The organism is Tepidibacter mesophilus, assembly GCF_002724055.1.
Lineage (GTDB): Bacteria > Bacillota > Clostridia > Peptostreptococcales > Peptostreptococcaceae > Tepidibacter_A > Tepidibacter_A mesophilus.
Genome location: NZ_BDQY01000023.1, coordinates 13,311 through 35,390, shown reverse-complemented (window position 1 = coordinate 35,390; position 22,080 = coordinate 13,311). Strand labels below are relative to the sequence as shown.

23 protein-coding genes are annotated in these 22,080 nt (G+C 27.7%); 3 read left to right on the top strand and 20 right to left on the bottom strand.

The features are described 5' to 3' along the window. Positions 1-155 precede the first annotated feature (155 nt). The 12 genes from Tmeso_RS12865 to Tmeso_RS12810 form a co-directional block, all read right to left on the bottom strand. A complete protein-coding gene (locus Tmeso_RS12865) occupies positions 156-566 on the bottom strand; it encodes a hypothetical protein (RefSeq protein ID WP_099191831.1) in 411 nt (136 codons plus the stop codon). A gap of 108 nt (positions 567-674) precedes the next feature. Then, the gene (lgt, locus tag Tmeso_RS12860) at positions 675-1,502 is read right to left on the bottom strand and encodes a prolipoprotein diacylglyceryl transferase (RefSeq protein WP_242967929.1); all 828 of its coding nucleotides are present in this window, start codon (positions 1,500-1,502) and stop codon (positions 675-677) included. A 34-nt stretch (positions 1,503-1,536) separates the two neighbouring features. Further along, positions 1,537-1,725 carry a hypothetical protein gene (locus Tmeso_RS16510; protein ID WP_099191829.1) on the bottom strand — a complete coding sequence of 63 codons (189 nt, stop codon included), beginning with the start codon at positions 1,723-1,725 and terminating at the stop codon, positions 1,537-1,539. A 368-nt stretch (positions 1,726-2,093) separates the two neighbouring features. Further along, positions 2,094-2,915: an ATP-dependent sacrificial sulfur transferase LarE gene (gene larE, locus Tmeso_RS12850; RefSeq protein WP_099191827.1), complete on the bottom strand. Its 822-nt coding sequence runs from the start codon at positions 2,913-2,915 to the stop codon at positions 2,094-2,096. A gap of 14 nt (positions 2,916-2,929) precedes the next feature. After that, positions 2,930-3,724 (bottom strand): tRNA threonylcarbamoyladenosine dehydratase, encoded by a 795-nt coding sequence (locus Tmeso_RS12845; protein WP_330400357.1) that lies wholly within the window; start codon positions 3,722-3,724, stop codon positions 2,930-2,932. A gap of 72 nt (positions 3,725-3,796) precedes the next feature. Then, positions 3,797-4,027: an SHOCT domain-containing protein gene (locus tag Tmeso_RS12840; RefSeq protein ID WP_099191824.1), complete on the bottom strand. Its 231-nt coding sequence runs from the start codon at positions 4,025-4,027 to the stop codon at positions 3,797-3,799. 197 nt (positions 4,028-4,224) lie between these two features. Beyond that, positions 4,225-4,434, bottom strand: coding sequence for a heavy-metal-associated domain-containing protein (locus Tmeso_RS12835; protein ID WP_099191822.1), 210 nt, complete (start codon positions 4,432-4,434; stop codon positions 4,225-4,227). A 40-nt stretch (positions 4,435-4,474) separates the two neighbouring features. Beyond that, positions 4,475-4,762, bottom strand: a complete 288-nt coding sequence (locus Tmeso_RS12830; RefSeq protein WP_187296351.1) for a DUF2933 domain-containing protein — start codon at positions 4,760-4,762, stop codon at positions 4,475-4,477. A 13-nt stretch (positions 4,763-4,775) separates the two neighbouring features. Continuing rightward, on the bottom strand, positions 4,776-4,904 hold the full coding sequence (locus Tmeso_RS16985; protein WP_099191820.1) for an LDCC motif putative metal-binding protein: 129 nt from the start codon (positions 4,902-4,904) through the stop codon (positions 4,776-4,778). 270 nt (positions 4,905-5,174) lie between these two features. Continuing rightward, positions 5,175-7,619 carry a heavy metal translocating P-type ATPase gene (locus tag Tmeso_RS12820; protein ID WP_099191818.1) on the bottom strand — a complete coding sequence of 815 codons (2,445 nt, stop codon included), beginning with the start codon at positions 7,617-7,619 and terminating at the stop codon, positions 5,175-5,177. Between the two features lie 26 nt (positions 7,620-7,645). Then, on the bottom strand, positions 7,646-7,924 hold the full coding sequence (locus Tmeso_RS12815) for a metal-sensing transcriptional repressor (protein WP_330400356.1): 279 nt from the start codon (positions 7,922-7,924) through the stop codon (positions 7,646-7,648). 117 nt (positions 7,925-8,041) lie between these two features. Beyond that, a complete protein-coding gene (locus Tmeso_RS12810) occupies positions 8,042-8,389 on the bottom strand; it encodes a four-helix bundle copper-binding protein (protein ID WP_099191816.1) in 348 nt (115 codons plus the stop codon). A gap of 284 nt (positions 8,390-8,673) precedes the next feature. On the opposite strand from Tmeso_RS12810, the gene Tmeso_RS12805 reads away from it, so the two are divergent. Then, positions 8,674-9,618: an L-lactate dehydrogenase gene (locus Tmeso_RS12805; protein ID WP_099191814.1), complete on the top strand. Its 945-nt coding sequence runs from the start codon at positions 8,674-8,676 to the stop codon at positions 9,616-9,618. A gap of 50 nt (positions 9,619-9,668) precedes the next feature. Here the strand turns inward: Tmeso_RS12805 and Tmeso_RS12800 are convergent, their stop codons facing one another. From Tmeso_RS12800 to Tmeso_RS12780, 5 genes are all read right to left on the bottom strand, one after another. Continuing rightward, positions 9,669-10,445, bottom strand: a complete 777-nt coding sequence (locus tag Tmeso_RS12800) for an ABC transporter permease (protein WP_099191812.1) — start codon at positions 10,443-10,445, stop codon at positions 9,669-9,671. A 2-nt stretch (positions 10,446-10,447) separates the two neighbouring features. Then, a complete protein-coding gene (locus Tmeso_RS12795) occupies positions 10,448-11,062 on the bottom strand; it encodes an ABC transporter ATP-binding protein (protein ID WP_099191810.1) in 615 nt (204 codons plus the stop codon). 86 nt (positions 11,063-11,148) lie between these two features. Then, a complete protein-coding gene (gene htpG / locus Tmeso_RS12790) occupies positions 11,149-13,023 on the bottom strand; it encodes a molecular chaperone HtpG (protein ID WP_099191808.1) in 1,875 nt (624 codons plus the stop codon). 161 nt (positions 13,024-13,184) lie between these two features. Further along, the gene (locus Tmeso_RS12785; RefSeq protein WP_099191806.1) at positions 13,185-14,339 is read right to left on the bottom strand and encodes an MFS transporter; all 1,155 of its coding nucleotides are present in this window, start codon (positions 14,337-14,339) and stop codon (positions 13,185-13,187) included. Positions 14,340-14,881: 542 nt separating this feature from the next. Beyond that, complete coding sequence (locus tag Tmeso_RS12780; protein ID WP_099191804.1) at positions 14,882-15,208, bottom strand: winged helix-turn-helix domain-containing protein; 327 nt, start codon at positions 15,206-15,208, stop codon at positions 14,882-14,884. Positions 15,209-15,391: 183 nt separating this feature from the next. Between Tmeso_RS12780 and Tmeso_RS12775 the strand changes: the two genes are divergently transcribed. Beyond that, positions 15,392-17,401 (top strand): DUF3859 domain-containing protein, encoded by a 2,010-nt coding sequence (locus Tmeso_RS12775; RefSeq protein WP_099191802.1) that lies wholly within the window; start codon positions 15,392-15,394, stop codon positions 17,399-17,401. An 11-nt stretch (positions 17,402-17,412) separates the two neighbouring features. Further along, entirely contained in the window at positions 17,413-20,382 is a 2,970-nt protein-coding gene (locus tag Tmeso_RS12770; RefSeq protein ID WP_145993163.1) for a hypothetical protein, read from the top strand. 76 nt (positions 20,383-20,458) lie between these two features. On the opposite strand, the gene Tmeso_RS12765 is transcribed toward Tmeso_RS12770, so the two are convergent. The 3 genes from Tmeso_RS12765 to Tmeso_RS12755 form a co-directional block, all read right to left on the bottom strand. Beyond that, a complete protein-coding gene (locus Tmeso_RS12765) occupies positions 20,459-20,908 on the bottom strand; it encodes a rhodanese-like domain-containing protein (protein ID WP_099191798.1) in 450 nt (149 codons plus the stop codon). A 150-nt stretch (positions 20,909-21,058) separates the two neighbouring features. Next, entirely contained in the window at positions 21,059-21,706 is a 648-nt protein-coding gene (locus Tmeso_RS12760) for an alpha/beta fold hydrolase (RefSeq protein WP_099191796.1), read from the bottom strand. Between the two features lie 121 nt (positions 21,707-21,827). Beyond that, on the bottom strand, positions 21,828-22,022 hold the full coding sequence (locus tag Tmeso_RS12755; protein ID WP_099191794.1) for a YwbE family protein: 195 nt from the start codon (positions 22,020-22,022) through the stop codon (positions 21,828-21,830). Positions 22,023-22,080 lie beyond the last annotated feature (58 nt).

Genomic DNA, 22,080 nt, shown 5'->3' with positions numbered 1-22,080 from the left:
CTATTGTATTAAATCCACTAAATACTGTAGTATATGAATCAATACCATTTAATTAGCCATAAAAAACATTAAACCCAGCATATTAAAAATATACTGGGCCTATAAATAATATGAACTCTACTAATGTAATATCATAGTTTATACAATTTTATAAATTAAAAACTTCCCATCATATTATTATTGTCTCCGTGGCATGATTCTGATCCACCCATAGCATTATGCATTTCTATCATATCTTCTCTACTAACAGATTCCATCATGTTTGCCATAGATTCATATCCACCTTTTCTCATTATTTCAATCATTTTTTGATAATCATCATCTGTCATATTATTCATAAATTCATCCATTGCTTCATAATCTTTCTTTTCCAAAGCTTTTGCTGCATCTTTAAAGTCATTTTTCTTCATAATTTTAATCATTTCTTTTTCATCTAATTTTGATTCAATTCTTACTTTGTTTTCTTCTTTAACAAGATTAGGTTTTGCGTTAGCATATGAAAAACCAGTTATACCTCCAACCATTAGAATTCCTGATAGTACAAATACGATACCTCTTTTTTTCATAATTCTCCACTCCTCTTTATTATTTTTTATTCACCTTTACATTAAGCAATATATATGCCACTTTTGTAAGTTTAAAAAAGCTCTAGTATTTAAATTGATTTTTTACAGTTAGTGGATATAGTAATAAAGTGAAGTTCCTGATATACCAATAAACAAGATAATCATGTACTCGATAAAAGAAACTTTGATTTTATTACTTTCACTATTTTTATAATTAATATTATTATTTTTTATTTTATTATTAATAAAAAATGCAAAACCTATAATAATAAAACTAGTAATATGTGCAACACTCAGACTACCGAATACAATTGGATTATCTCTAAAGAATTCAACTGCCCCTCTAATTAATGAAAATCCAATTATATATATTATAAACAACTGACCTTCATATTTTGTCTTATCTCTTTTTCTCCACAAATAAGTAAATAAGATCAAGTCTAGTAATAATTCATAAATTTGAACTGGATGAACAATCTGTGAATTTAAATTTACACCCCATAAATATCCCTTTTTCATGGGAATACCAAATACATCACATCCAATTCTTCCTATTGCTTGACCTAGTATTATCCCCGGAGCAAAAGCATCAGCAGCTTTCCAAAAGTTAATATCTTTTTTCTTTGTATAGAAAAGTGTAAAAACGATTCCTCCTATTAACCCACCTTGTATAGATAAACCCCCATTTCTTACGAAAAATATTTCTATCGGATGCTTTAAATAATAAGAAAAGTTAAATACAAGTACATAATAGAGCCTTGCACTAACTACAGAAGCAGCAATTGTATAAATTGCTAAATCTAGTAATTCATTTCCATATAGTTTTTTACGTTTTGCTTCCCTTAACATAACTATTGTTCCTAATATCATTCCTAATGTGATAGTTATACCAAACAGGTAAATACTAAAATATCCTATTTTAAAAATTTCAACCACATCTACTTCTCTCCTCTACATAATTTATATATTTTTATAGATCAATCGCATTTTTTATATCTTCTTCACCTATTAATTTCTTAGCATTCTTATTTTTATTTACATTTATTTTTTCATCACTTGAGTGACTCATATGTCCACCACAACATCCACCATTTTTATACATTCGATACACCATAAATCCGATAAAAATTATATAAATGACTCTAAGAATATAAATCATATAAAACACTCCTCTCTAATGGTTACAATGTATTCATTTTATATACTTATTATTTAAGCAATATTAATGCCACTTTTTATGTTTTGTATAAAATATAAAATATTATTTTTCTTTCATTATAAACACTACACTATAAAGGATATTTTAATTAAAAAATTACTTAATAAAAATATAAATACATATTAAAACTCTAATTTAATTTTAAAGTTATGCATATGACACAACTTATGAGTTATTTAATACAATAAGAATTCGTCTAGTTGCAAGTATAATTCTTCCATCAATGTTATCAACAGAACGAAAATTTTATAATCCCTTAGCATAATAAAAAAATCGCTAGTTTTATATAACTAACGACTTTTTTATTATTATATTTTATCTTCTTCTTTTAAAACTTCATTCATACTACCCGTTCTATAACCAAGTAAATCTAAAGTTACATAATTGAAACCTATATCTTTTAATTTATTACTTATTTCATTCATTATTTTTACATCAAAAATCTTTGTTCTTTCATCTGATGATATCTCTATTCTCGCAATATCTCCATGATGTCTTACTCTAAATTGCTTAAATCCAATGTCCCTTAAGTAATTCTCAGCTTTATCTACCATTGAAAGTTTTTCTAAAGTAATTTCTTGACCATATGGAAATCTAGAAGATAAACAAGCAAAAGCTGGTTTATCCCATGTTGCTAAATTTAATTTCTTAGATAAATTTCTTATATCATCTTTAGTTAAACCTGCTTCTTTAAGAGGACTTATTACTTGTAACTCTTTTGCGGCCTTCATACCTGGTCTATAATCTCCTAAGTCATCAAAGTTAGAACCATCCAAGACATATTTTACTCCATGTTTTTGAGCTACTTCTCCTACTTTAGAAAAAAGTTCATGTTTGCAATAATAACATCTATTTGGAGGATTTTTTGTAAATCCGTCTATTTCAGTCTCTTCTGATACAATTACAATCTGCTTTATACCTATGTCATGTGCTAGTTTTTGTGATTCTTTAAATTCTCTTTCTGGATAAGTCGATGACTTTGCTGTTACAACTATCGCTTTGTCTCCTAGTACATCTTTACATACTTTAGATAAAAAAGTACTATCTACTCCTCCGGAAAAAGCTATTGCTACACTTTCTAAATTTTTAATAATCTCTTTAAGTTTTATATATTTCTCTTCTAAATTCAACGTCTACCCCACCTTTAATTTTCTGTATATCCTATTATGTCTTTTACAACTTCTGATGCAATAATAAGCCCTGCAACAGATGGAACAAAAGATACGCTTCCTGGAATTTGTCTTCTTTCTACACACGTTCTATCTTTATTTGGGCAAATACAGTTTGTTTTACAATCTCCACCTACTATTTTTGGTGTTATAGGCTTTTCCTTAGAATATATAACCTTTAATTTCTTTATCTCTCTTTTTCTTAGCTCACTTCTCATAACTTTTGCTAGTGGGCACATTGATGTTTTATATATATCTGTAACTTCAAGCCTAGTTGGACTTAACTTATTTCCTGCTCCCATACAGCTTATAACCGGTATATTTTTGTTAGTACACCTTTCTATTAGATCTAGTTTTGCAGAAACCATATCTATAGCATCTATAACATAATCATATTCATTAGAAAGTAACCTTTCAGCGCTGTCTTTATTATATAGTTCTTTAAATATTTTCACTTCTACTTTAGGATTAATTTCTAACATTCTTTCTTTCATCACTTCTACTTTTGATTTCCCAACAGTCTTTCTCGTAGCATGAATCTGTCTATTAATATTTGTAAGACAAACATCATCATCATCTACTAATATAAAGCTTCCAACCCCACTTCTAACTAATCCCTCTATTGCAAAAGTTCCTACTCCTCCTACTCCAAATACAGCTACAGTGCTTTTCTTTAATTTATCTAATTCTCCTGTCCCAATTAACATTTCTGTTCTAGAAAATTCATGTAACATTTTAACACCTCTTAATCCAACTTTCATTTTTATCATTTTGATAAAAAGATTATCATATTTACTTATTTTAGTCAACAATATATTCTTAGCATTATATATATTTAATCTTTAGTTTTTATCTCTAAGAATTTCCATCTTTCTCTTATATTCATCTTCATCTATTTCCCCATTTGCATATCTTTGACTCAATATTTCTATACCAGTATTGCTTTTTTTATAATCCTTTTTAAACATATTTGCAATAAACCAAACAGCTCCTATAATAAATAAAAATCTTAGTCCCATATATATATAACTCCATGGGCCTCCTAATGCATATCCAAATCCACAACCAAACATATATATCCTCCTTTTATTAATTTTTTATTTTAATTTATATATTAGCAATAACAATGCCAAGTATCGTTCTTTTTAAATCTTTAAATAAAAAACAGAAAACCTAATTCTAAATCTTAAATTTATACTAATTATCAATAATTTAATACAAAAAAGAGAGAAAAATTTCTCTCCTTTTCATATTGTATTTGTATATAATTTTATTCTATTGATAGTACCTCATAGCCAGCTTCAACAACTGCTTCTTTTAGTTTCTTATCATCTACTTCATGTGCTAGTTCTACTACTGCTTTTTTCTCTTCAGCACTTACCTCAGCACTCTTAACTTCATTTATACCCTCTAACTCTTTTTTTACTCTACCTGCACAGTGTCCACAACTCATTCCTTCAATATTAATAATTTTTTTCATTTAAATACCCTCCTTATTAATTACTAGTTCTTTTATATTATTATTTATTTTCTATCACTTTATAATCTTTTCCTTCTAATTCTACGTATTCTTTATTTTGTTGATGGTTACAATCTTTATTCTTATGAGACTTTTTCAACATAAATATCATTCCAACATGCATTAAAGGGCATAAAAGAAATGCTAACGACGAAAGAATACCTCCTTGTATTCCAAATAAAGGTAATCCCAGTACTATTAATATCGGAATCATACAGCATAGCATCATTAAAGCTCCATACTTTAATAACCCTTTGCTGTTTTTATCATTATTTTTTGAACAATTCATAAATGAATCCCCCCTATTGTTTTTTGTTATTCATATTATTATCTTTTTTATTTAAATCACAACAATCTAATTTTGTATTTCCAAAATTCTCTTTATTCGCTTTTTCCAATTTTTTCAAAAATTTTTCAAACAGTTTTTTCATGTTATACCTCTCCCTTGTCAATTTATCTAATTATATTCAATTAAGGATATATATTATATCCTTTCAAATTTATAATATATATATTATTCAAAGCAATAACTATGCCATCTTTATCATTATCAAAAAAATAGAAGCTATAACAACTTATATATGTTATAGCTTCTTCTATTATTGCTTTCATTATGCTTTTTACTTATATTAATTATAATTTAAAGCTAAATAATGTAACATATCATAATTTAGGTGTGTCAAATGCTACAATTATTTATGTTATACCTTAAATTTTCTTAATCGTAAAGCATTTGTTACTACTGATACTGAGCTTAAAGCCATTGCCCCTGCTGCAAACATTGGATTAAGCTTAGGTCCACCAAGTGCATAAAATACCCCAGCGGCAAGAGGTATTCCCGCAGTATTGTATGCAAATGCCCAGAACAGATTTTGCTTAATATTTCTTATAGTACTCTTACTTAATTTTATAGCAGTAACAACATCCACTAAATCACTTTTCATAAGTACTATATCTGCTGATTCCATCGCCACATCAGTGCCAGAACCAATTGCAATACCTATATCTGCTTGAGCTAAAGCTGGAGCATCATTTATACCATCTCCCACCATAGCTACAACTTTATTTTTTCCTTGAAGTTTTTTAACTTCATTTGATTTGTCTTCAGGAAGAACTTCAGCTAGAACCACATCTATTCCGACTTGCTTTGCAATAGCGCTAGCAGTTTTTTTATTATCACCTGTAATCATAGCAACTTCTATTCCCATTTCATGAAGCATATCTATAGCTTTTTTACTACTTTCTTTCACTACATCTGCAACAGCGATAATACCTTCTAATTTATCATTAATAGCCATATACATAGGTGTTTTCCCTTCATCCGCAAGCTTATCAGATTTTTCTTTTAAGCTTATATCTATGTTTTTGTCTTTCATTAATTTTTCATTACCTAGATATATTTTCTTATTTTTTATTTCAACCTCTATACCATGGCCAGGTATAGCATAGAACTTATCTAAATTTAATAAAGAAATATTTTTTTCTTCTGCTCCTTTTACAATCGCTTCTCCTAATGGATGCTCTGAACCTTTTTCAGCGGAAGCTGCAATTTGAAGCAGTTCTTCCTTTGTATAATTATCTAAAGTAATTATATCTGTAACCTCTGGCTTCCCTTCTGTTATAGTTCCTGTTTTATCAAATACAACCGTCTCTATCTTATGAGCTGACTCAAGTGCTACTCCACTTTTAATTAACACTCCATTTTCTGCTCCTTTTCCTGTTCCAACCATTATAGCTGTTGGAGTTGCAAGGCCTAAAGCACATGGGCACGCTACGACTAAAACAGATATAAATATAGTTAAAGAAAATATTAGAGACTGACTCGAAATATACCAAGCAACTCCTGATATTAAAGCAATTCCCATGACTATTGGTACAAAATAACCTGATATTACATCTGCAAGCTTTGCAATAGGTGCTTTACTTCCTTGTGCTGCCTCTACTAGCTTAATAATTTGAGAAAGAGCTGTATCTTTCCCTACTTTAGTCGCTTTAAATTTAATTACACCATTTTTATTAATACTTGCTCCTACTACTTTATCTCCTGATTTTTTTTCAACGGGAATACTTTCACCTGTCAGCATAGATTCATCAACAGAACTATGACCCTCTATAACCACTCCGTCAACAGGAATTTTTTCTCCAGGTTTTACAAGTACTATATCACCTTCTTCAACCTCTTCAATGGCAATAGTTATTTCTTCACCATCTTGAATAACTATTGCAGTTTTAGGCTGCATACCCACAAGCTTTTTTATCGCCTCTGAAGTTTTTCCTTTCGAAACAGATTCTAAGTATTTCCCAAGAAGTATTAAAGTTATAATAACTCCTGCCGTTTCAAAATATAAATCTTTTGCATATTCTATGTTTCCATTCATTATTTGGTATATAGCATATAATCCATATATAATAGCTGCACTCGTTCCTACAGCTATTAACGAATCCATATTTGGGCTTCCTTTAAATAGAGACCTAAATCCTACCGTATAAAATTTATACCCTGCTATTACTACAGGAACAGTTAAAATAATTTGAACTAATGCAAAATTCAGAGCGTTATGCATAGGGTCAATAATATTAGGTAACGGTAATCCCATCATGTGACCCATTGCAATATAGAAAAGAGGTGTTGTGAATATAGCTGATAAAATAAACTTGTTAAACAGTGTTTTTATCTCTTTTTCCCTTTTTTCTTTATCTTGATCTTGTGTTTCTTCTTTTTCTATATCCAAAGGTGTATATCCAGCTTTTTTGATTGCATTTTTTATCTCTGAAATTCTTACCTTATCTGCATCATAAACTACATTTGCTTTATTAGTTGCAATGTTTACCTGTGCAGATTTTATTCCTTCTAATTTATTAATAGCTTTCTCAGCAGCTCTTGAACAAGATGCGCAAGTCATTCCTTGTATTGGAATAACAATTTCCCTTGTATTTGCATTATTACTTGCTTTGTATCCAGCCTTAGTTACAGCTTCAATAATTTCTTTTTCAGAAATAATATCTTCACTATAATTTATCTCCATTTTTTGTGTGGCTAAGTTAACGCTAACATCTTGTACTCCTTCTAATTTATTCATCGCTTTTTCTAGAGCACTTACACAGGAAGCACAATGTAATCCTTCTATATTAAAATTTTTTCCCATACCTAATTCTCAACTCCTTTTAAATTTTATTTTCCTATTATTCTCTCTATTATTTTAGATACTTCTTCTATTTTTTCATATTCATCATCTTTAAAAGAATTTTTTATGCAACTATTTAAATGATTTTTGAGTATAGTCAAATTTGCTTTTTTTAATAATGATTGAGAAGATATTATTTGATTAGATATGTCTATACAATACCTTTCATCTTCTATCATTTTTAAAATTCCATCGATTTGGCCTCTAGCTGTCTTTAAATTGTGCACTGCAATTTCCTGATTTTTATTCAATAGCGCCACCTCCATTACCCCTCCCCCCTATGCGGGGTGGTATGATTTCATTTAAACATATACAAATATTTTTGTCAATATTATAATATAAAAAAAGAGCAGGAAAAAAATCCTGCTCTTTTTTTATATGTTCTATACAGACATTTTTTTACATTCATCTGCACATGTATTACATATTTGTGCACATTTTTTACAATGTTCTTGTGTAAACATTTCACATTCTTTAGCACAAGCTTCACATATCATTGCACATTCTTTACAAATATTTGCTGCATATTGGCTTCCTCTTGACATATATTTTATTGATAAAACACAAATATCAATACAATCATGAAGAGTTTGTATACACTTAATTCTATTTTCTACATCAGCTTCTTTTAAACATAATACAAGACATTCCTCACATGCTTGCAAACACTTCATACACTCATCTATGCACTTTTGCATATTTTCATTTCCTACGTTTCCAACTAATCCCATATTTTAATACCTCCATATTTGTTATTTGTACAAAACTTATTATAACCGTATAAAAAAATCTTATACGAACTTTATCAAGTGAAACTTATCTTCAGGTGGAGTTTGTAACTCCATCTGAAGGTTAGTTGAACTTATCCAGAAGCTGTAGAGTTATTATCTCCAGCTTTAGGAGGGTGGAGTTTTAGAACTCTTAGCTTTCGGATAAAAATTTTAACCTGTATAAATAAAATCCCAAATAAAATATATACTAAAATCAAACACAGAATTTAGAAGGGAAGATATTTATGAATAAACAAACTAATAAAGTTATTATTATAGGTACTGGATTTGTAGGATCTACTACAGCTTTTACTTTAATGCACTCTAGTTTAATATCTGAAATGGTTCTTATTGATATAAATAAACAAAAGGCAGAGGGAGAAGCCATGGATTTAAATCACGGTGTATCTTTTGTAAAGCCCATGGATATAAGAGTTGGAGATTATTCAGATTGTAAAGATGCAGATATTATAATAATTACAGCAGGTCCTAGTATACAGCCTGGTGAAACTAGACTCGATCTTGCTAATAAAAACACTACGATTATAGAGAGTACAATGAATGAAATAATTAAATATACAAAAGATGCATTAATTATAATAGCAACAAATCCAGTTGATGTGCTAACTTATGTAGCAGTAAAAAGTGTGAATTATGATAAAAATAAAGTAATTGGCACAGGTACTGTGCTTGACAGTTCAAGATTTAGATATTTGCTTAGCAATAAATTTAATATAGATACTCGAAATGTACATGGATATATAATAGGAGAACACGGTGATAGTGAGGTTGCAGTTTGGAGTCTTACTAATGTAGCTGGGTCTAGAATTGACAAAGATTGTCCTCTTTGTATAGATAGTTGTGATATTAATACTAAGAAAATATTTGAACAAGTAAGAGATGCAGGATATGAAATTTTAAAAAGAAAAGGCGTTACTCAATATGGAATATCACTAGCAACAAGAAGAATTGTAGAAGCTATACTTAGAAATGAAAATTCTGTTTTAACTGTTTCAAGTGTTCTAAATGGAGAATATAATCTTTCAAATGTAGCTCTTAGCATTCCTACAATAGTAAATAAAAACGGTGTTGGTAAAAAATTAGATCTTAAATTAGAAGATGAAGAAATGAGCAACTTAAAAAAATCGTCTGATAAGTTAAGAGGTATTTTAGATAGTATTAATTATTAACCAAATATAAGTATAGAAATAATTTATATTTCTATACTTATATTTTTATTTTATCTATTTTTTAAAATATCATACTCATCAAACATTTTTGAACCAGTAAGTATTAAAGATAAAATCGCTCCAAAATACCTCACTATTAAAATAGCTACCATTATAGCTATCTGGTATTTTATTGCAGTCAATGGTATTGCTCCACCTAAAATCTGTCCTGTCATCATTCCCGGCAAAGACACCAATCCTATAGTTTCTATAGATGCTATTGTGGGATTTACAGAAGATAAAACAGCATTTTTAAAATATGGCTTCAAAGCTTCTATCTTATTTGCACTAATGCTCAAAAAATAATAATACTCTTCTTTATTTTCTCTTATATTATTGTGAAAATTATTTATACATATAATATTCCCACTTAAATTATTCCCTAATAACATTCCTGCAATAGTAATCATATATTGAGCATTAAATATATTGTCGGTTTTTACAACAAAAGCATTAAAAAACATTAACACAATTATATTTGGAATTATAAATGACAAAAACAATGGAATAATAAATTTTTTTATATTCAAATCACAAGATTTAACTGTTGAGAAACTAGCAATAAATATCATAAAAACCAAATATAAAAAATTAAAATAAGGATTATTAAGATCAAAAAGGTATTGCAAAAACACCCCAACTAAAGTAAGTTGTATTACCATCCTTCCTATTGAAAAAAATATTTTCTTATTTATACTAATACCTAATTTATAATTTATTATAACAATTGGAAGTATAAAAAAAACTAAGCTGACTATAGATAAATAAGAAACTTCTTGTACATTCATATTTACCACTCCTCTATTCTAACGATATAATTTTCACTCCAAATATTATCATGAGAAACTATTAAAACCGTTTTATCTTGATTTAAAACATAATCTACTACTCTTTGCTTCATATCATTATCCAGTCCAGAAGTAACTTCATCTAAAAGCCATACCTTTCTATCTAATAATATACATATAACAAGCCCCAACCTTTGTCTTTCTCCACCTGAGAGCTCTCTTACTTCCTTTTTTATAATATCTTTTGGAAGGTCAAAATAATTTGCAATATCTAAAAACTTATCTTTAGTAATTTTTATATGTTTATTATATTTATAAGAGAAAATTTCAACGATTAAGTCCCAAATATTTTGATTTCTTAATTCAACATCCTGACTCAAATAAGCTATATTTGTTCTAAAATACACTAGATTGTTCTTTTCTAATTTCTTAGAATCAAATGATATTTCTCCTGAATCAATCTTATGAAATCCCAAAAGTACTTTAAGTAGTGTAGATTTACCTTTACCTGAAGGCGATTTTAAAAGTATTTTTTCTCCATCCATTATATTCATATTGAAATTTTCAAATATAACCTTGTTATCAAATCTCAAATTTATATTTTTAAATTTAATCAATGTCCGCACCTCCTATTTTTATAGTATCTGATATATATAGTTTTAATTATACATTAAAAAATGACGCCTATTAAAGGCGCCATTTTCTATTTCATTATCTTACACATATTATTAGTAAACTCTACAGGATCTTCTATAGGAAGTCCTTCTATAAGAAGAGCTTGATTGTAAAGTAATTCTGTATATAGCTTGAACTTATCTTTATCGTTTTCATAAGCATCTTTTAAAGATTCGAATATATCATGATTTATATTTATTTCTAATACCTTATCAGCTTTTACTCCGTGACTCTCAGGCATAGCATTTAGAATTTTTTCCATCTCTATACTTAAATCTCCATCATTTGATAAGCATACAGGATGTTTCTTGAGTCTCTTAGATGCTTTAACAGTCTTAACCTTATCAGATAAAGATTCTTTCATAAATGTAAATAAATCTTTGTTTTCATTTTCATCAACTGAAGTTTCACTATCATCTGCTTCTATTCCTAAATCGTTGCTAGACACAGACTTAAACTCTTTTTCTTTATAGTTCATAAGAACTCTTATAGCAAATTCATCTATATCATCTGTAAAGTAAAGTATCTCATATCCCTTATCCTTTATAAGATCAGTTTGTGGTAGTTTATCTATTCTATCAATAGATTCTCCAGCAGCATAATATATATACTTTTGATCCTCAGGCATTCTAGATACATACTCATCTAAAGTAACCAATTTCTTCTCTTTTGATGAATAGAACATAAGTAAATCTTGAAGCACTTCTTTATTAGCTCCGAAATCACTGTATACTCCATACTTTAAGTGTCTTCCAAATGACTCATAGAATTTCTCATAATTTTCTCTTTCATTCTTTAATAAGTTCTTTAACTCATTCTTTATCTTATTCTTTATATTCTTAGCAATAGACTTTAACTGTCTATCATGTTGTAAAATTTCTCTTGATATATTTAAAGATAAATCTTCTGAATCTACTATACCTTTTACGAATCCAAAATAATCCGGAAGTAAATCAGAGCATTTTTCCATAATCATAACTCCGCTTGAATAAAGCTCTAAGCCTTTTTCATACTCTTTAGTATAAAAATCGAATGGAGTTTTTTCTGGAATATATAATATAGCATTGTATCTTATCATACCATCAACACTAAGGTGAACATGCTTTAGCGGTTTATCAAATCCATAATGCTTTTCTGCATAGAAGTTCTCGTAATCTTCATCAGTTAACTCATTCTTATTCTTTCTCCATATAGGAACCATGCTGTTTATAGTTTCTTCTTGCACAACATCTTCGTATTCACCTTCAGTTCCTTCTTTAGGCTTTTTAGTAGTTACATCCATCTTGATTGGGTATCTTATAAAATCAGAGTATTTCTTAATTATATTTTTTATTGTATATTCTTCTAAGTACTTATCAAAATCTTCATCTTCTGTACTTTCTTTTATCTTAAGTGTAATTTCTGTTCCTACACTGTCTTTACTGCATTCTTCAATAGTATAACCTTCTACTCCTTTGGACTCCCACTTATAAGCAGTATCAGATCCAAATGATTTACTTACAACAGTTACACTATCAGCTACTAAAAATGCTGAATAAAAACCTACTCCAAATTGACCTATTATATCATGTCCATCTTTTATTTCATTATCTTTTTTGAATTGTAAAGATCCACTTTTAGCTATAATTCCTAGATTGTTCTCAAGTTCATCTTCATTCATTCCAATACCAGTATCTGATATTTTAATTAATCTATTATCCTTATCAATACCTATGTTTATATAATAATCGTCTTTATTAAATGTTATAGTATCATCAGTTAATGCCTTGTAGTATATTTTATCTATAGCATCACTTGAATTCGAGATAAGCTCTCTTAAAAAAATCTCCCTGTGAGTATAAATTGAGTTGATCATAAGATCTAGCAATCTCTTAGATTCTGCTTTAAATTGTTTTGTTTCCAAATTGATCTCTCCTTTCAACCTCTTATGTATATAATCATTTTGTTAGCACTCTAAGTGTTCGAGTGATAACTCCTATTTCTTATATATCATATTTAAATTTTTATGTCAATATTATAGCAACGAAATTCAGTAAAATTCCGTTGCTATAATATTAATAACTTTTAATCTCGCATCTTATAAATTATAAACCCCGCTATAGGTATAAGTAATACCCCTATTATTCCAAATGCCCTTGTTATCCCAAAGCTTTGAGCCATCAAACCGACAATCGGGAATAATACTAGCATAAACATACTGAAACATACAGAGTCAAATGATAGTATAGTTGCTCTATACTGTGATGGAATTAAAGAATTTATATAATCGCTAAAAATAGGTATCGTAAATCCACTTATCATACAAGATAATAAAAAGATTATAATGCTAAAGTATCCTCTAAATACTGAAAATCCTATTAGTATAAAAATATTTAAAATACAAAGCGTTATAATAATAGTTTTCTTATTTAATCTTTCCTCTATAATATAAGCATACTTAGAACTTATAGCACCTACTACATTAGTTATACCATAGATAATAGCTATCGAAGTTCTAGTCATACTAATATTCTCAAAATGCTTCTGACAATAGAAATACACTGTTGTATCTATTGTAGATATAAAAGAAGAAAATAAAATTAAATATAAAGCTATTTTTCTTTCGTTTAATATTTTAAAGCTTTCTTTTAATTGATGTATAAATACATTTTCATTATGCTCTTTATGCTCTATATTAGGCTCAACATAAAGAGTTGAACTACTTAATGCAAGTATATCTATAAACAGCGCCAAAATATATGCATATACAAATCTAAAATCAGAAAGTATTCCTCCAAGTAATATGGCCAATCCTCTTGCAATTTCCATGTAAAAGGATATTGACCCGTACGTCTTTTTATATTGATCCTCTTTATTCAAAATCTTCATGCTGTCATATATTATAGATTCTGCTGCTCCAGAATGTAAGTTATATGATAAAGCTGAAAATACAAAGCTAAAGGCATATCCAGTAAAACTATCTGAACAAATCATAAGAACTGTAGATATAAAACTAAAAATTCTACTTATTATAATACTTGTTTTTCTTCCATATATATCTGCAATAGCACCAGTTGGAATCTCACATAAAAAGCTAGTTAAATGAAATATAGATTCTAGCAAACCTATCTGTACCAAATTAATTCCCCTAAAGCTTAAGTATAATACCCAAATAGCTGATGTTATATTAAAACTAAAGAAAAAGTTGTATACATAGCTTAATTTAATATTTTTTTGCATAAAAAATCACTCCTAATATTGTATTATTAAACCTCGATAATTAGGAGTGTGCGTATATAATAAGGATTAAAAAATTACGGTCTTATAATCGTAGTTTTCTAAAAACGGACGCACTTCTCCCGTAAAAAAGAGATACTCCATTTTTTGAAACTGAACTACTATAAGCCATAATCTTCATCTTTAATCCTCCTTTACAATAGTATTTTCTTTATTATATAATATTTAGAATTTTTTTACAATTATTTTGTTTATTTATTAATTAAAATAAAATATCTACTTAGAAGTATACATCTTTAATCTTTATTTGCTACACGGACAAAATCTATTTAAATCTTTAAAACGAGCCGTTGCAGCAATTGTTGTACCGTAAAATAAAACAGGTTTATCATTACCAAAATAATTAACTTATTACGTTTCATTATTTTCTCCCCTCTTAAATCATAAATATTTATTTTGTATTGTATATTTTAGGTTTTAATTTAATATTTTAGTTATATTTGTGATAGTATCACGGTTGTAAAAAAAATCAAATATTTTACAATTTAAAAGTGTTTTTTATAAATTTTTTTTATGCTTTCTTCTACTTCTCTTTCAAACTCATGATATTTTTTTATAAATTCTTTCGCCTCATCTGTTAATGAACTTCCTCCACCTTCTACTCCCCCTATAGTTTTATCCAAAACTTTAAAATCTAAATTTTTTTCTATATTTGATACCATATTCCAAGCTTTACTATAAGACATATTAAGCTTAGCAGCTCCTTTTCTAAGAGATCCAGATTCTTCAATCTTTAAAAGAAGATTTTTAGGACCACTTCCAAAGAATTTATTCTTATCATTTTTTAACCAAACTTTTAATCCCAAATCCATAATATACCTCCTTAAAATTTTATGATTTGATTATAACACAAAATTCTTATATTAATTTTGAACATTTATTAATAACGTAAACTTAACTTTGCCTAACAAAATTGCACAACCTAAATCATTAATATATAATATTATTTAAATTCCAATTTTTGTCGCATTTGATCTAATTAAGGAGGTTCCTATATGAAAATCACAGTTGACTTAACTCAACATAAATCATTTTCAAAAGCTATTAATAAATGGATTAAAATTATAAAAAGTGATTATTATTTAAATAATCCTCAAAAAATTGTAATAGAAGATATAAATGATGGCGTGCTAACATCAGATCTATTAAAATATAAATCATTATATTATAATATTTCAGAGATATTTTCAGATATTCAAAGTGATTTAATATTTATACTAAAGCTTATTGAATTTGATATGGAAGAAGAGGTAAGTGATATAGCATTTGAATTAAGTAAGTTTTTAAGAAAATTAACTGACAAAAATAGTGTTACTCTTGGTTTAGATATAATTTATGCTGTATCTAGTTCATATCCTTTCTACTCATATTTTCTAGGTAAAGCTATTAATCCAAACTTATCGCAAGGATCACTGAAAGATTTAACTCCTATTATCACTAAGTTTATAAAATCTAATAAATGGACAGATGATACACTTGACGTTTTCGTTTATTGTGACAATGAAAATGTAAAAGAAAGCTTAGCTGAACTAGATTTAAAATATTTTTTAAATCTACCAAGCAAAATAAAACTTTTAAAAAATATAATAGCAAGAAAGCATAAGCAGGGTTTATCTGCTGATAAAGTGGAGCAATACTTTAAAACTGCCAAGATAAACTACTCTATCAAAGATATAAATGACGTCTTAAAAGATATAAATATAAAAAAAATAAAAGAAACTGAAAGTCATACTAAGGGAAATGTAATTGAAAAAGAATCTAGTAGAGAAGTAATTAAATTTAAATATATACTTACTTTAACTAAAACTACAGAGGTTACTATTAAAGTAGATCATCCTGAAAATAAAGATTTACAGAAAGTATCAAAGTTTAAAGCCAAGTGTATAGACGGACAAATTAATCAGTTCAAATTATGCCCACATGCACCTGGAGTATATACAGTAACAATATTATTAAAAGGACGCCCTATAATTAAAGAAAAATTTTTAATAGAAGATAAAGTTAAATCTAAAATCAAAAATATTAACATTTTTAACTTCACAGATTCCTCATTAAGAGCTACATCTAAACCATTTAAATCAATAGATGAACCCTTCGGAATAAGATTTTCTATAGAGTCTGGAAAAGTAAAAGGTCTTTTATATCATCCTCCATTAATAAAGGAGACTATAAATAGTGCAGTTCAAACTGATCTATTGGAGTGTAATTACCTTAATAAAGGAACATACAATATGATTTTAAATCCAAATGAATTTTTCGATTTTAAACTAGGGTATTTTGAATTTCTTCTTTTAAGCGAAGATGAATCAGAAATATTACATAGACAAGTATTCTTTAAAAATCCATATAACGAATATTTCACTTCTAAACAAGAAGAATTTAAATTTTTAAATAAAATAACTATAGATTTATTTTTTAAAGAAGATCCTAAGAGATTTAATAAAAATGTATTAAGACAAACCATAGGAGAATTTGAAGAACTATTTAAAATTAAGTTTTTTAAGTTTTTGACTAAAGAAGAAATAATAAGCTCTATTGTAGAAGTTGCAAGTAATTATTTTAACTCTTTAAATGGATATATTCCACATTATGTGGACTCTATGTGGAGAGATAAAATTAAATCAAAACAAAAAATATCCAAAACAGAAGTTTTAAACTATGGAATATATGAGAAAAACAAAGATTTTAATGAAAATATAAATATATCTTTAAAACCTCAAAAGAAATATTTAAAAACAAATCTTGGTACATACTTTGGTATCTCATATAATCTAAATCCACTTTGGTTTAAAAATGATATAAATATAAAATGTAATGTCTCTTTAGTAAAATCAAATAAAAAAATTATAGATGAAACTTGGAATGATATATCATACTGCACAAAAACAAACCAGTTTGTATATAAAATAGAAAATGAAGAAGAACTTCAAAGTGGTCTATGGGAATTTAAGCTATATTATAAAGAAGAATGCATACTAAAACAAATCATACAAATAGATATTTAAGGGAGGATATTATGGGACAATTCGATAAAAATCAAAGAATAAGATTTAGGTTAAATAATGAAGATTCTCTTAGAGATGCTCTAAAGCAATATCAAGCTCTACTTCAACAAGACTTAGTATATGAAGGCGATTGCTTTGATATTGACTTTGTACAAGTTAAAGATGGAGAAGACTATCCATTATCTTTATCAGATGGTGATGTTGACTTAATAAAAAATATTATAAGTATTTCAGAATCTTACTACAAAGGCGAAATAGATTTTCATTCAACTAGCGCTGAGGCTATATTTATTTCTCACTGTTTAAAGCTCCCTAACCTTAAACAAGATGTTGTAGATACTATAAAAGAAATAGTAAATTACTCAAGAAGACACAACGATACATGGAAGCTGTGGTCTGATGATTGCGCTGTATTCGGTGCAGATGCTGTATATATACTAGGTTTAAAATATCCAGAATATATATATTTAATGGGTTCATATATAATACCATACTGGGATACAGAACATGCTTCATATGTATTATCTTATCTAGAATATTTTTATCTAGAAAATGGTTTTACAGATGATTTATTAAAGGCATTTTGCTATTGTGATAATTCTGAAGCAAGAATGTATATGCTTTCAATAGGATGGCATAGCTGCCAACAAAATTCTTTTAATCTTGAAGAATACTTTAGAGAAAATCCAGGTAAGTACGAAAAGTTTAAAACTCTAATGAAAGAACGATTTAAAGAACAACCATATATTCAGTACTCAAAACATGATTATACACCTAGACCTATAGATGAATTCTATACATCAATTCTTCGTTCTAGCAGTGAAAATGGAGAAGATTATTGGGATGCAGTAGACTTAGAAAAAGTATTTATAGATGATACATATGATAATGAAGCCTATAAGCTGCATAAGGAAATAGAAGAGTATATAGGTATGCCTCTAGTAGATGAATATAAAGATCCTTATGATGATTATGACCATGATGAAGAAGAATCTATTTGGGAAGACTTCTTCTTAAACGGCTTTGATAATGGCGAAGAAATGCTAAATTACATACTATATGGAGAAGATGATTCTATATTAGACGAAATAAAACCTGTAGATATAATAAAGCTTTCAAAAGAAAAGAATCTACTTATGTATAAAAAATTTGAATGGTTTATAGGTGAAATGGATACATTTGAAGATAGATTCCAGGATATATTTGAAGGCTTTATAGATCACTACTATGATATAGATCAAGCCTTTGAAAATAATAATATGATAGTTACTATAAATGGGAATGACACAACAGGTAGACAAGCTGTTATTTGCGCTTTAGATATTTTTTATAGACTTCTGGGCAAAAATACCTTTTCTCACGATTTGTTTAGTTTAATAATTAGCTCAAAGATTATGAGTGCATCTGATTTTATAGAAAAATACGATTGTAACAATTCTTTAGTTAGATTAATAAAGGAGCTTAATAATTATGGACCTATATTTGGTCTTCAATTAGAAAGATTGACTACATTAATATATAAAGATAGAGATTATGCTTTATCTTTACTTAAAAAACATCCTATAACTTCTAAAGTACTTGTTTTATATATGAACATACTATATAACGATTATAAAAATAGATTAATGGATGATTTATCTAAGTTTTTAATAAATATTGTAGAGAATCATTTAATAACTCATGTTTTAGAAATAATAAATCTAAATGGTAAGTTTAAAGAAGATGAAATAGATAAGATTAAAAAATATATACAAGGCAAACCAATGCCTCCAAGAGAATTAATGATGAAAATGATGATGGGAAAAGAAGCCTTAACAGATGAAGAAAAAGCTTTATTAAATCCTAAGTTTGAACCCGTTGAGCTTGATGAGGCTCTTGATATTTTAAAATCTAAGCTTAGTAATGAAATTGATGAAGACGATCCTCAAATTCATTACGACTTATTTTCTGACTATGATGATGGTGTAAGCTCAATATTAATAGCTTTATATCTAGGAGGAATTAAATTTAACCTCCCATCTTCTAATAAGTTTAAAAGATTATATAAGCTTTTACTTGAACTGGCACCTATTAAGGTTATAAATCAAACTTCTTATTTTTATTATATATATTACAACCAAAAATCATTAGATTCTACTGTATGGTATGATTTTGATCAAGATATCAAAAAAGTTAGTAAAGATAAAAGTAGAATTTTAGCATGGGAAATCTTAAATAATGATTCTGATTTTCGTGATAATCTAGTTCAAGAATATATAGATGATGAGCAGCCTAGTGGGTTTAATATATTAAATGTTCACACTAGAAGAGATATAGACAGTGCTTTAAGTCTTATCCCAATTTATAATCAAATTAGATTCTATGAAGAAATTTCAGAAAAAGATAGTGATGTATCTGAACATGCTCATGCCAGACTATTCTATATGAGTATAAATGAATTTGTAAGAGAATTTCATATAAATCGCAATAATTTAGATGAAAATAAAGTCAAAAATATATCAGATGATTTAATTAAATATATAGAGGGCGAAATAGATCTAGATGAAATAGAATACACAGTAGACATACTAAAAGATTTAGACGGTATGTCATCATTTGTTGATAGATTATGGAACTTAGATGAAACCAGACAAAATAGAGCTTTAAAATACTTGTTCATGTTTAATCAAGATGGTGTTTTATACGCTTATAATCATAATAATGTAGAAGCTATAGATTACCTTAAAATTCTTATAGATAATAACGTAGATCATAAGTATATAGCGTATTTCCTAGTTAAATGTAATGATCATGATACATTTAATGAATATTTAAATTCATATAATCCATCAAAATATATAAAGGATATGGATATAGATTATAGACTGAGAGCCTTAGAAATAGCATCTAGTTCTTCATCATCTAAAGAATTCATTAAAGATTTCGTAGATGATTCTTCTAACAGAGTTAGTTCTTATGCTAAAGAACTGTTAAATATCTAAATACAAGTATATTAAAACCCACGATTTAAAAATCGTGGGTTTGTTAATAATGTTAGTAAATTTTTCAATAAAACATCTATTTTTCTAAAAGTTCATCATAAGGCCATCCACCTTGCCCATTTTCAAGTATGAAAAGTCTTTCAGGCTTTATACCTTTTTCGATAAGATGGTCTATAGTTCTTTGAGCTCCACCTTTACCTCCTGGACATACTACTATTATTGGATTGTCTCCTTCAAGCTTAGGTATTACAGTATCAACTTTAGCTCTTTCTTCATCAGTTTTAACTGGATAAGCCTTTGTAGATATAGCTCCTTTTATATGATGTGCATTCCACTCTTCTTCAACCTGTATATCTACAAGTGTTATATCCTCACCATTTTCAATTGCTTCTTTAACCTGTTCTGCTGTATAGTACTGATAAGTCTTTTCTTCTCCTGTATTTTCTTTTACCTCATTTGATCCACATCCTACTACAGATACAGCAAGGATCATCATTAATAACAATGCTGAAATTTTCTTTTTCATAGTCCTGTCCCCCTTTAATAGTTATCTTTCTAACTCGATATTATGTACAACTCACTTCATTTAAAGTAACGTCATGCTTATTATATAACCAAATTGTATATTCCTGTTATAAAAAATTTCTATATTACTAATCCTTATTATATAGTTTTTTTATTTATTAAATTTACCATTTCTAAAAAATGAATCGATTAATTCAGATGTTTTGAATTGATAATGAATATCTTTATGTCCATAAGGAAGATCGACAAAATCCTTTAAACCATCGAACTTAACAGAATTTATCGTAACTCTCCCATCATTTTCTCCAGTTAAAAATCTACCTAAAAATAAATTTTGTTTATTACCTGCTATTGCACCAACTTCAATCCCGTGATTATCCTTGAGTTTTAAAGTTTTTACATTTTCACTTTGAAGAGATTTTAAAGTTTTAAAAATATATGTAGCAATTTTAATAGTGCTACCAGCAATATCAGCAAGTTCGCTTCCATTATTTGGTGTTGCTATTAAAACGCATTTTCCTATTTTATCTAAGTACTTAGTAATAGTTAATAAATGTCTTATAATTAATCCACCCGTACTATGTCCAACAAGATGTATTTTTTCATCTTCTTCAATATCTTTTATAATTTCACAAATAATACTTTCTAATATATTAGTAGAATGTTCAATTTCTTTAAATGTAAGGGGTAAATCTACTAAAATACACTCATATCCTTTTGTTTCTAAGTTTTTCTTTAAGACCTTCATATCTTTAGATTTTTTATTATACCCATGAATTAAAATAATTTTATTATCCATTTTTAACTCCTTCATATTAAGATTCAATTCATTCTAACGTATGGATCATATGACAATATTATCTATATACTAAATAAGCACCTAGCTTCTCAGCTAGATGCTCTTTATTATTCTCACTTAATTAATTTAATATTTCTTTAACCCTACCTACAATACCACTTTCAAGCATCACTTTAATGCCATGAGGATGGGTAGGTGATTTTGTAAGAATTCTTTGAACCACACCTTCTGTTAGTTTACCAGAACGCTGGTCTTGCTTTTGAACAACTCTTACCTTTATACCAGGTTTTATATCAGCTCTCTTTTCTCCATTCATATCTATCACCTCTTTATTTATAACTTAATATATGGTGATAGTATATCATATATAAATG